The organism is Salinisphaera hydrothermalis C41B8, from assembly GCF_000732535.1.
Lineage (GTDB): Bacteria > Pseudomonadota > Gammaproteobacteria > Nevskiales > Salinisphaeraceae > Salinisphaera > Salinisphaera hydrothermalis.
Genome location: NZ_APNK01000024.1, coordinates 47,206 through 57,677, shown reverse-complemented (window position 1 = coordinate 57,677; position 10,472 = coordinate 47,206). Strand labels below are relative to the sequence as shown.

Below are 10,472 nucleotides of genomic sequence, written 5' to 3'. Positions count from 1 at the left end.
CGATCCCGTCCTCAACGTAACCCACGAGCTTGAGGACGGGCAGGTCAATCCATGGTGTCTAAGTCAGAGAAACCGGACAGCAGTCGATGCGATTTGATAACTGACGATCTTCCCAGCCTCGCTCCATGCTGGGTATCCGATTTTCATAGCGAGTCCGGCGCAGCGCCAGCGTGCTGGCGGTCGTCTCGGATGCGGTGAGTTCGCGAACCGGCGTCTCGAAGCGCGATCCTCGGGCCGCGGGCCACTGGGAGCAATCCGATGAGCCGCAAAAGCCTTACGGACGGTCAAGAGAATACCCCGTCGCAGCCACCGTCCGAACACGACGTGGCAGATGCGGCCCGTCCTCCGTCGCAGGTTGCCATCCCGATGCGGGTCGACGTCGATCAGATCGTGCCGTATGACCGCAACCCACGGCGGATGACCAATACGGCCTACGCTCAGATCAAGGCCTCCATTCGGGCGAACGGCCTCGATCAGGTGCTATCCATCACACAACGATCGGACACCGATCAACCGGACGTCTACATGATTGGCGCGGGCGGCAATACACGCCTGAATGCGGTCAAAGCGCTGTGGCAAGAAACCGGCGACGAACGTTTCAAGCAGATTTGGTGCCAATACTATCCTTGGGCGGGCGATACCCGCGCCCTACTCGCGCATATTCGTGAAAACGATCTGCGCAGCGATCTAACGTTCATCGATCGAGCGATCGCAATTCAGGAACTGCGCACGCTTATTGAAAGCGATATCGGCCAGTCCCTGTCCCAGCGCGAACTCAAGAACCAACTCAAAGAGCGCGGCTACCAAGTCAGCCAGACGATGATTCACTGGTACGACTATACGATCGACACACTCTATCCCGTGATCCCGAACGTGCTCCAGTCCGGCATAGGCCGGACCACGATCGCAAAGATCCACGCACTGCAGCGCGCCTTCGGCAAAGCCTGGGCCGCAATGGATCTCGGCGCCGCGGACGACGCCAATCACCTGTTCGCCCAGACCCTGCAACGACACGACGGTGACATCCTCGATGTTGACGCCCTGCGCCGTGATCTCGAGGAAGAACTGTCGGTGTCCGCCGACTGTGACATGCAGCGGGCCAGTCTTGAACTGGGCGCGGCATTGGGCGGACCTTCAGATTTCGACGCCGATACAGACCCGGGTACCCAAGCCTCCGCATCGCCAATCAAGGCATCACCCCAGCCACCGACAGCGCCCCCCGCAACCGATACGACGACCGATGAGAATGAATCGAGAAGCGCACCGCGGGCGAAATCCACGCCACCCGGCGATCACGGGGGCGCGTCTGTACCGGGCGAAACCGGGGCCTCGGACACCGGTCGGCCCAACGCGTATGGGTGCGGCGACGATCACGACCCGTCGACGGCACCTGATCCAGGACAAACCGACACGAAGCCGTCGCCGCCGAACGATCTGAAGTCGCTGCGTAGCCGATGTTGGACCCTGTCCAACCGCATTGCCCAGGGCTCGCGGCTCGGCGACATCGTGGTTCCGATCCACGCCGGCCTGGGGTTTCTCGTCGGCCCCGTTCCAGTCAACGTACAACAATCCTGGCATCCGGAAATCGGGCGTAGTGCCATGTGTGTCTGGTGGCATCTCGCCACGCTGGCCGAACAGTTCGCGCGCCATGGCCACGCCTATGCGTATCTCCCCGAGGCCTGGCAGTCGCGACGCATCGGCGACGCCGTACGCCAGGCGCGGGATAGCCAACAGGCCTTCTCGCGGTGGCAGTGGGAACAGGCCGATCGCGGACTGTTCGCGGACGTCCCCGCGCTGGAACCCAACGACATGGGACCGATGCTCTATCAAAGCTGGCCCGACCCACGCTGGCACGACTGGATTCAATTGGTTGAAGCTTATCGGGAGATCTACCGACAGACGAACAACACGCCTTGGGGGCCGTTGCATCATGCCGACGAAGGAGTATGAGCTTACGCTCGCAACCTTGATTTATGCGGCCGCCTGCCTCGAAGACGGCGACTGGGCCGTTCTACGTGATCTGAACTTCGGCGAGCAGGAAATCAGCGCGTTGCAGGGACTGGCGTTTCCCGACTTCCTGTCATTGGCCCGGCGCATGAACGGGCACGTCCTGAATATCCGCCTCGATCGCGAGCGATTCTGGCTGATCCTGAGCGAGATGAAACAAGAACGCGCGATTGCGCAGCTGAAAACCGAGATGGTCCGGCGGGATGCCCCGGTCGATATGATGCGGCAGTTGTTCGGCATGACCGAGAGCCAATACACCACGATGCGCCGGCGGTGGCGTCGACGTCGCGGCGCCGGCCGCCCACCGGAACCCGACACCGAGACCATGGATATCATGTGGCAGGCTTGGCAGCGTCAAGGTGAGGGCCGTACGGCCCTGTCCGCCGGTGAATGGCTGGCGCTATCGAAAGACACTGACGTGGATTTACGCACGCTCTGGCGCTTCATCCGCGGCACGAACGAGATAGAGCGAACCTTGTGAGGCCTAGCCAACCCCCAAGCCGCCATGACACGCTAAGCACGTATCTCAAGCACGCTGCGGACGATCTGGCGCATGCGAGCCCGCCACTCGATCATGAGGCCGAGGGGCTGCTTTTCCTGGGCGCCTGGCACCAGAGCTATCCCGCCATTCTGGTCCGGGATCCGTTTCTAAGCGACAGTGCCAAGGTACATTTTCTATATCTCATGCAAGAGTCCAGCTGCCAACCGCGCGGCGCGATTGCGATGCCCTCGCTGGATCAGACGGCCCAAGTGCTCGGCCATTCACGCAAGACAGTCAACCGCGATCGCACCCTGCTCCGGGTTTGTCGCTGGATCAGCCGGTATACCCATGTGCGTGACAACCAAGGTCGTTTCTGCGGCAGCATCAATGCCATTCACAGCGAACCCTGTTCGCTGGCCGAGGCCAGCCGCCTCGATACGTCCTACTTGCCACTGCTCGACAGCGCGAAGAATCACTCCGATCGCTATATCAAGCGCGCGGCCAAGGCCGCGCTGGCGAGTATCGATCAAACACTGGCCGACGGGCGAGACCCGCTGGAACCACCGGATCCGATCAGTCGACGACTCGATGCCGCCACGGCCGTGCAGAACGGGGGCGGCACGTTCTTCGATCTACTCCTCAGTGACGGCGGCCGCATCACAAAGCCAGACGATCCGACCGAGTCTGTCCACCCTATGGCCAGCAATTTCGGCGACGAATATGATTCGCAGCAAGAGAGATTTACCCACGGTGAGCCATGGGTAGAATTTACCCATGGTGATTCGCGGCCATGGGTGGATTTTACCAACGGAAGACAAGCTGCTGATAAAAAAGACAATAATATAAGTTATCCACAGACGGCGAAATTTACCCACGGCTACAGTAGTAGTAGTAATAATAAAACTACTACTACAGACATCTCCGCGCGCGAGGCAGTATCGGCCCACGGTTCGTCTGGCCACAGTGTGGGCAGCCGGTCATCATCCGAGGCGACAGCCGAAGCCGGCCCCGCACTTCACTGGCCCGATGCCCTGCCGTCGAATGAACGTGCGTTGATCGAACGCAATTTTGCCTCGCAGGCCTTGTCGGGCGACCAGCAACAGCAAGTGTTGGATGTGATCGCCCGAAAGCTCCAGGATCCAGACAACCCGTTGCGCAGTCCTGTGGGTTACGCCGTGACACTGTGCCAGCGCGTCCGGTCGGGCCACTTCCAGCCGGTCGGCGCCCCGGAGCGCAAGCCGGACCGGCGACAGGGCGCACCCAAGCCGGAACCCGACGGGCCCGCTGCTGAGTTGGATGCGCTGCGGCAACGTTTACAGGCGGTGCAGAGCGAAATCGATGGCCTGGAACAGCACCTCATTCCCTTCGCCCCAACCGAGAGTCGGCCTGATCTCGAAACCCAGCGTGAGTGCCGCTGCCAGGAACGCGATGCCCTCAAACAACGGTATCGCGCGATACGAGCGCAGCTCGACGGTGTACGCGATTCGTCGACCTGATGGTAAGAACGACGCTGGAAACCGTGTTTCCGGAGCGGGCCGGCGCCCGAAGCCGATTACAGTGTAATCGAAAGGTGAACGCCCTTCGGGACTGATTACAGTGTCATCAGATGGAGGCTGCCCTGCGGCGCTGCACACACAATTTCCAGATTTGACGAAATCTCGACGCCGTGCCCCAGTATTTTCTGGCACGCCACGCTCTTGTGCCCTATACCGTTGCCGCAAATCCGCGATCGACGACGGCTTCCGCGCTGTCGATGAGCCAGGAGCAACGACCATGACCGACGCGAGCACCGCAAGCGCGAGCACACCGGCCATTGTGCCGGGCCGGCTGCGCAACTTTGTCGAGATGACCATCCAGACACGCCAGGCGCAGCGCTTGGTGCAGGGTCGCCGGGCCGTGGACGGCAAGCCGCCCATCATCGGCCTGTATCGCTACGGTGCCATGGTGCGCACGATCTGGGCGGGTGCGGCCCGAGACGATCCGTATGCCGACTGGTATCTGCTCAAGGTCGAGCAAGCGTTGACGGAATCAAAAGATGAAATCGCGACCTTGAAACAGACCATCGAAGCCAACATGGCACGGAGCCCGGCAATGAAAGTGGGCCTGGCGCATTCGCTCGAACCTGCCAACATCGAGCTGACCTTTTCCAATCCCTACGGCTACATGGGCGCCTGGCTGCTCTCTGATATGGACGAACTCGTGCTGGCCGCTCTGACGGCGCGCCATGTCGGGCTTATGAACCGGGATGAATCCGAACGGATGCTCGGCGAAGCCGGCCGCGCGATCCGGCGGGCCTTTGCCACAGCCCAAGGCTACCGGGCGACCGCGGTCAAGCGCGAGGATATGCGCCAGGGTACGCGGCGCGCCGAACGCGCCCGACAAGCTATGGGCGAACTGCCACAAGCCGTCCTGGACGGTGATCTGCGACCCGAGCACGCCCCGGCAATCGAGGGCGTGCAGCCCTCGCACAACACGGCTGGCCACAGTGTGGCCAGCTACGATGACGCGACAACGGATGAGGTGACTGACACAGATGCCACGACCGACGAGCACGGCGACGATGATGAGTCGTAAGAACGCGGTGGGTTACGCCGGATCTGACGAAGCCGTGGCCGACCGATTTGACGTAGCCCCTTTAAAGGGCCCTTTAAGGGTAAGGGAGGCGCGCCAGCGTCTCGCCGCCCTGGAACAGGTCATACGTGACGGCGAAGCCGAGGGTGCTCGGTTGTGTGAATCATTCGGCAAACAGTTTCCGACGGCTCCTGCCAAAATCGTTCGATACAACGATCGAAGCCTCACGTTCTATCGCTGGCGCCGGTCGAGCGCGCGTCGATGGGGCAATAAAAGCACGACGGCGATCAGTTTGACGGGTAAGCAAGGTCTGGCATTGCTTGCTCGAGTCCCGGAGTCTGCCCGCGGGCACTGGCTTAACTACGAGCGCCGCCGCATTTATCTCAATATGCGGTTGTCGATCGCCACCTATGAGCACTACCGAATCCAGGGCTGGCTCGATGGACTCGAGCAGATCAAGGTCATCGAACGTGACGGCCTTGCGGCCGGCGCGCCTGACAACCATAACGATCGCGGATAACCGCCGACGTCGTCAGCGACGGAATGTTTTGTTTCGGTGAGCGATCTGAGTCGATCGTCAACGGATGTTACGAGGGTGGCCACAGTGTGGCCCCCCCATATCACGGCGGCGGCTTCGCGCGACGAGGAAGGGAGAATCCATGTCTCGATTGAATGTGCCGGATGAGTGGGATCGAGCCGAGCTCACAGGTCGCATGTACGAAGCCATCGACCTCGAGACCGCGATTCGCGACGGTCGCTTCGCGTCCCTGAACGAGCTTGCGGATTGTCTCGCGGATCAATCGAAACTCATGAATCAGGCGTTGCGCTGCCATATCTGGGTGATGCACGCGGACAAACCCGGCTGTCTCGATCTCAACCGGACGATTGCACGAACCCGTCCACGCCAGCGCTCACCAATCTAAATGACACGGCAAAACCGTGGGATTCATTGTTGTACGGCGCCATGCGCCGGTCGAGGCTGACCTTGTCCTAGCGACACGCACGCTTGATTAACGGAGCCAACTGATGTCGAACTCATTCACCGCACGCGGCAATCTTGCGGCCGCTCCCGAATTGAAAACCGTCACCGTCAACGGGGAGAACCGCCAGGTCGCCGAGATGCGCATGTACTGCGATCGTCCAATTCCGGACGGTGACGGCGGCTTCAAGGATAAGGGCGGGTTCTGGCTGAACGTATCGCGCTGGGGCGCCGCAGCCGAACACGCAGCGCGTGTGCTCGATAAGGGATTCCGCATCAAGGCCGAGGGTACCTTGGTGCAGAACAGCTGGGAGAAGGACGGCGAGAAGTTTTCGCGCCTGGAACTCACGGCCGACGACATCACGCTGGATCTGTCGCGTGTCGAATCCGTGACGCGGCGCGAGCGTCGATCGCCCAATGCGACGGATACCGCAGACAGCACGAGTGAGGACGCTGCCGAGGCCGTCGCCTATGACGATTGAGCGCGATCGATCCAGGCGATCGAAACCCGCTGGCCACAGTGTGGACAGCGGGTTGAGTCTTTACCGAGACTTGGACGATGACAATGAAAAACGACATTCGGCGTTGCCGCGTGTGCGGTTGCACTGAACACGATTGCTCAAACTGTATTGAACGCACGGGCGAGGCGTATCGACATGCTCATCTGTTGAACATTCCCTGGATGTTTGCCTGTATGGCAGGGGCGCCGCAGACGCTCTATGGCCGTCGTGTTATCAACAATCCCGATCTATAGACGGCCGCAAGCCGCCATTCTTGAAACTGTTTTTTTGATTATCTCGAGCATCGCTCGGTTCGCAAAGATGGCTACTGTGAAAATCCGACGATGCCGGCAACGATTTTCGCCCTGATGGCGTTGGCGGGTTGCGATGCTGACTGTTCTTCACGTAACCGGCGAAACCATGGCTGGCGATACGGTCTATCTCTGCGAAAAACCCTCCCAAGCTCGCGATATTGCGCGGATTCTCGGCGCGACGAACAAGACCAAGCATTACCTATTCGGTGGCGGCATAACCGTCACCTGGTGTTTCGGGCATCTGCTCGAAATGGCATCTCCCGATCAGTACGGCGAGCAGTACAAACGCTGGTCGCTCGAGACGCTGCCGATCATCCCGGATCAGTGGCGTCTGGACGTCCGGCCCAAGGTCAAGGCGCAGTACAGCGCCATCGAGCGATTGCTGGGCCAGGCCGGGCATGTCGTGGTCGCTACCGACGCCGATCGGGAAGGCGAAATGATCGCCCGCGAGATCCTGGACCGCTGCGGTTTCCGGGGCCGTGTGTCGCGGCTGTGGCTGTCAGCGCTCGATGACGCCAGCATCCGCACGGCACTGCGTCAGTTGAAAGACGGCGCGGAGACCGAGGCGCTGTATTACGCGGGCCTGGGCCGGGCCCGTGCGGATTGGCTGGTCGGCATGAACCTGACACGGGCTTATACCACCATGGCCCGGTCCCAGGGCCACGACCGGCTGTTGCCGGTGGGCCGCGTGCAAACGCCGACGCTGCGGCTCGTCGTGGACCGCGATCACGAGATCGCGGCGTTCCGACCGGTACCGTATTGGGATTTGGTTGCCCATCTGGCGACCGACGACGGTGCGGCCTTGACCGCACAATGGCAACCTCCGGCGGACATCGCGGACGCCCAGGGCCGCTGTCTCAATCAACCGTCGGCCCAAACTGTGGCGCAGCAGATATCGGGCACCACGGCCCGAATCCATGCTACCGAAACGAAACGTGAGCGCGTCTCGCCACCGTTACCCTACGATCTCGGAACACTGCAGCAGGACGCCGGTCAAGCCGTTGACATGGGCGCACAGGCGGTCCTGGACACGGTGCAGTCACTGTACGAAACCACAAGGCGGTGACCTATCCGCGAACCGACTGCCGCTATCTGCCGGTCAGCATGTTCGCGGAAGCCGATGCCGTGCTGGATGCCATGACGCAAACGGATCCGGCCATCGCGCACGCTGTCGACCAAGCGGACGCAGCGACGCAGTCCAAGGCCTGGAACGACACAAAGATCACGGCGCACCACGCCATCATCCCGACGGCGAAGTCCGCCGACCTGAGCCGAATGAGCGCGGCCGAGCAACAGCTGTACCAGATGATCCGCACACGTTATCTGGTGCAGTTCTATCCGGACCACGAGGCCGATCGCACGATCTTGTCAATCGACGTCGCTGGCGCGGCGTTGCGTGCCAGCGGCAAGACGGTGATCGTCGAGGGCTGGAAGACGGTCACTGGATCCGCCGACGAAACCGACGAAGACAAGGCCGGCAATGCGCGTTTGCCTGCGGTCAGCGAGGGCGATCCCTGTCGCGTTACCGACATAAAGATTCAGGCCAAACAGACGCGCCCACCGGCCGCCTATACCGAAGGCACGCTGATCGCGGCCATGAAAAATATCGCGTCGCGGGTCACCGACGAACGACTGAAAAAGATCATGAAGGACACCGCCGGGCTGGGCACCGAGGCCACCCGCGCCGGCATCATCAAGACACTGATTGATCGCGGTTTCCTGGCGAAAAAGAAGAAGAAACGGGTCTCGACCGAAGCCGGCCAGGCATTGATTGGCGTACTGCCCCAGACGATTACCAATCCGGACACGACCGCGCTGTGGGAGCAGGCCCTGGACGACATCAGCACCCGCCGAATGACGCTCGACGATTTTGTCGCCCGGCAGACGAAGTGGGTCCGGGCCGCGGTCGGCCAGGTCAGCCGTTCCGGCCTAGCCATGCCCCAGGGGATCGAGGCCAAGCCGCAGAAGAAGTGCCCGGAGTGCGGCCAGGCCATGCGTAAGCGCCAGAGCCAGCACGGTGCGTTCTGGGGCTGCACCGGCTATCCGGACTGTACGACCACCGTCCAGATCGGCGGCAAACGGCGTCGCAAGAAAGCCGCCGAGGAATGACCTGCCCCGATGATCCATCCGTTTGCGCTGGGATTGCCTTGCCCCGAGTGGAACAATAGGAGACGACGCATGGCTGACGTCGGCGACCAGGCCGTTGAACTTCAGGAAGAATAGTTGCAGCGCTCGCTCGCGGCGCGCCAGGCGGCGCCCGCCGCTCGACCGAGTGCCGTGCGCTGCGTCGAGTGCGATGAGCCTATCCCGGTACGGCGGCGTGAGCTTCCGCCGGGCGTGCAACGCTGTGTTGATTGCGCCCGGTCGCGGAATGGCGACGTTGATTGAGCGAGCCTAACCGATCGTCTTTTCAACCAGATCAGGATGCTGGCCAATCACTTTCACGTACGCGAGCGCGAAGTCCGGCGCGGTTTCCCGTGCCTGTTCCCAGTCCCGCAGTGTGCCGGCCGGTACGCGAAACCGGCGGGCGAACTCGGCCTGTGACAGCCCTAGTCTCGTGCGGGTCGTGCGGATCAAACGCGCGCGCTGCGCGCGGTCCATGGCGCCCGCGGTGACGTCGAAGTCTTCTGGATCCGATGGATCAGAGGGCAGTGTAATACGCTCTTTCTTCACCTTTATTGCTCCTTCGCACGGACATGAATCGGGGTCGATCGCCCCGCCACACGAATACGCCGGTGAACAGCTTCTGTCCCACGACACCGACCACCTTGAAGCGCTCTTCCCCGTCCTGTGGACGAATCGAGGGCATGATCAGATGATTGTCGTCGGCGAGGATTTGATCTCCGAACGCCAACGAGAGCTTGTGCTTGGCCCGATTGGCCGCGTCTTTCGTCGGATCGAATCGGCCTTCCATATGCAACGCATTATACGGTAATCCCGTACATTCGAGAACAAGGGAACCCCCGCCCTGCATATCGAAAATTCCGACACCGCCCTGTCGGGATTTTGTGTTGTTCCGCGACCGGGTCTCGGCCAGTTTGGCCGCGAACCCATCGGCACGACGACGCGATATGGCCGCATCTCGATCTGCAACACGCCGCGCGATGATCGGCGGCGTGGCTGTCACGGCCTTGCTGCTGACATTGGGCGGCTGCGCCAGTCCACGGCATGCCTCCCCGGCCTCGAGCGCGGAACCCGCGCCGGATCGGCCCGCCGATATCTATGCTTCCCCGGCGACTGGACCGCAGCCCAACGTCGTGCGCACCGGCCGCTATCAGCTGGTTCCCCTGGCCCCGACCTCTGGCCAACGGAATCTGCTGGCCCAGGCCGTGACTATCGATCTCCCCCAATCGATGTCCCTGACGGTTCGCGACGGTCTGGTCCATGTGCTCCGGGATTCCGGTCTGCGGCTGTGCCCCCGCCTGTCTCAGACCGGCTTCTTCTCGTCCCCGTTGCCGGCCGTACACCGCGAGCTCGGCCCGACCACGCTATCCGACGCCCTGCAGGTGCTCGCCGGTCCGGCCTGGCGGCTGGATGTCGACTACGCCAAGCGCACGGTCTGTTTCGACCGGCGTGCGCGCACGGCACAGATGCCGCCGTCCGGCCGACAGCGCTCCTAA

Annotated in this window: 11 protein-coding genes and 1 pseudogene; 10 read left to right on the top strand and 2 right to left on the bottom strand. The window is 61.9% G+C overall.

Annotated elements, in window-relative coordinates; genetic code table 11:
- Positions 1-258: 258 nt before the first annotated feature.
- The 9 genes and pseudogenes from C41B8_RS19735 to C41B8_RS21060 all read left to right on the top strand — a co-directional run bounded on the left by C41B8_RS19735 (position 259) and on the right by C41B8_RS21060 (position 9,240).
- Positions 259-1,950, top strand: a complete 1,692-nt coding sequence (locus C41B8_RS19735; RefSeq protein WP_084189001.1) for a ParB family protein — start codon at positions 259-261, stop codon at positions 1,948-1,950.
- Positions 1,931-2,488, top strand: coding sequence for an STY4526/YPO1902 family pathogenicity island replication protein (locus C41B8_RS13945; RefSeq protein WP_051883544.1), 558 nt, complete (start codon positions 1,931-1,933; stop codon positions 2,486-2,488). Before C41B8_RS19735 ends, C41B8_RS13945 begins: the two co-directional genes overlap by 20 nt.
- A gap of 203 nt (positions 2,489-2,691) precedes the next feature.
- Positions 2,692-3,984 (top strand): hypothetical protein, encoded by a 1,293-nt coding sequence (locus C41B8_RS13940; RefSeq protein WP_232226081.1) that lies wholly within the window; start codon positions 2,692-2,694, stop codon positions 3,982-3,984.
- A 277-nt stretch (positions 3,985-4,261) separates the two neighbouring features.
- Positions 4,262-5,062 (top strand): PFL_4669 family integrating conjugative element protein, encoded by an 801-nt coding sequence (locus C41B8_RS13935; RefSeq protein ID WP_051883543.1) that lies wholly within the window; start codon positions 4,262-4,264, stop codon positions 5,060-5,062.
- A complete protein-coding gene (locus tag C41B8_RS13930; RefSeq protein WP_111747112.1) occupies positions 5,052-5,579 on the top strand; it encodes a hypothetical protein in 528 nt (175 codons plus the stop codon). The genes C41B8_RS13935 and C41B8_RS13930 overlap by 11 nt, the downstream gene beginning before the upstream one ends.
- A gap of 139 nt (positions 5,580-5,718) precedes the next feature.
- Positions 5,719-5,982: a hypothetical protein gene (locus C41B8_RS13925; RefSeq protein WP_156962544.1), complete on the top strand. Its 264-nt coding sequence runs from the start codon at positions 5,719-5,721 to the stop codon at positions 5,980-5,982.
- A 103-nt stretch (positions 5,983-6,085) separates the two neighbouring features.
- Complete coding sequence (locus tag C41B8_RS13920; RefSeq protein ID WP_051883542.1) at positions 6,086-6,520, top strand: single-stranded DNA-binding protein; 435 nt, start codon at positions 6,086-6,088, stop codon at positions 6,518-6,520.
- Between the two features lie 438 nt (positions 6,521-6,958).
- Positions 6,959-8,961, top strand: a pseudogene (locus tag C41B8_RS21185) (DNA topoisomerase III).
- A gap of 168 nt (positions 8,962-9,129) precedes the next feature.
- Positions 9,130-9,240: a TraR/DksA C4-type zinc finger protein gene (locus tag C41B8_RS21060; RefSeq protein ID WP_318269700.1), complete on the top strand. Its 111-nt coding sequence runs from the start codon at positions 9,130-9,132 to the stop codon at positions 9,238-9,240.
- A 6-nt stretch (positions 9,241-9,246) separates the two neighbouring features.
- Here C41B8_RS21060 and C41B8_RS13905 read toward each other — a convergent pair whose 3' ends face one another.
- Positions 9,247-9,525, bottom strand: coding sequence for a helix-turn-helix domain-containing protein (locus tag C41B8_RS13905; protein ID WP_037339346.1), 279 nt, complete (start codon positions 9,523-9,525; stop codon positions 9,247-9,249).
- Complete coding sequence (locus C41B8_RS21180) at positions 9,494-9,766, bottom strand: BrnT family toxin (protein ID WP_037339343.1); 273 nt, start codon at positions 9,764-9,766, stop codon at positions 9,494-9,496. Before C41B8_RS21180 ends, C41B8_RS13905 begins: the two co-directional genes overlap by 32 nt.
- Before the next feature lie 157 nt (positions 9,767-9,923).
- Between C41B8_RS21180 and pilL2 the strand changes: the two genes are divergently transcribed.
- Positions 9,924-10,472 (top strand): PFGI-1 class ICE element type IV pilus protein PilL2, encoded by a 549-nt coding sequence (pilL2, locus tag C41B8_RS13895; RefSeq protein WP_156962543.1) that lies wholly within the window; start codon positions 9,924-9,926, stop codon positions 10,470-10,472.

What these genes read in the sequence shown, in the direction of transcription:
- C41B8_RS13920 (WP_051883542.1), top strand. Translation starts at nt 6,086, where the DNA reads ATGTCGAACTCATTCACCGCACGCGGCAATCTTGCGGCCGCTCCCGAA.
- C41B8_RS21180 (WP_037339343.1), bottom strand. Translation starts at nt 9,766, where the DNA reads ATGGAAGGCCGATTCGATCCGACGAAAGACGCGGCCAATCGGGCCAAG.
- C41B8_RS13925 (WP_156962544.1), top strand. Translation starts at nt 5,719, where the DNA reads ATGTCTCGATTGAATGTGCCGGATGAGTGGGATCGAGCCGAGCTCACA.
- C41B8_RS13935 (WP_051883543.1), top strand. Translation starts at nt 4,262, where the DNA reads ATGACCGACGCGAGCACCGCAAGCGCGAGCACACCGGCCATTGTGCCG.
- C41B8_RS13930 (WP_111747112.1), top strand. Translation starts at nt 5,052, where the DNA reads ATGAGTCGTAAGAACGCGGTGGGTTACGCCGGATCTGACGAAGCCGTG.
- C41B8_RS19735 (WP_084189001.1), top strand. Translation starts at nt 259, where the DNA reads ATGAGCCGCAAAAGCCTTACGGACGGTCAAGAGAATACCCCGTCGCAG.
- C41B8_RS13940 (WP_232226081.1), top strand. Translation starts at nt 2,692, where the DNA reads ATGCAAGAGTCCAGCTGCCAACCGCGCGGCGCGATTGCGATGCCCTCG.
- C41B8_RS13945 (WP_051883544.1), top strand. Translation starts at nt 1,931, where the DNA reads ATGCCGACGAAGGAGTATGAGCTTACGCTCGCAACCTTGATTTATGCG.
- pilL2 (WP_156962543.1), top strand. Translation starts at nt 9,924, where the DNA reads ATGGCCGCATCTCGATCTGCAACACGCCGCGCGATGATCGGCGGCGTG.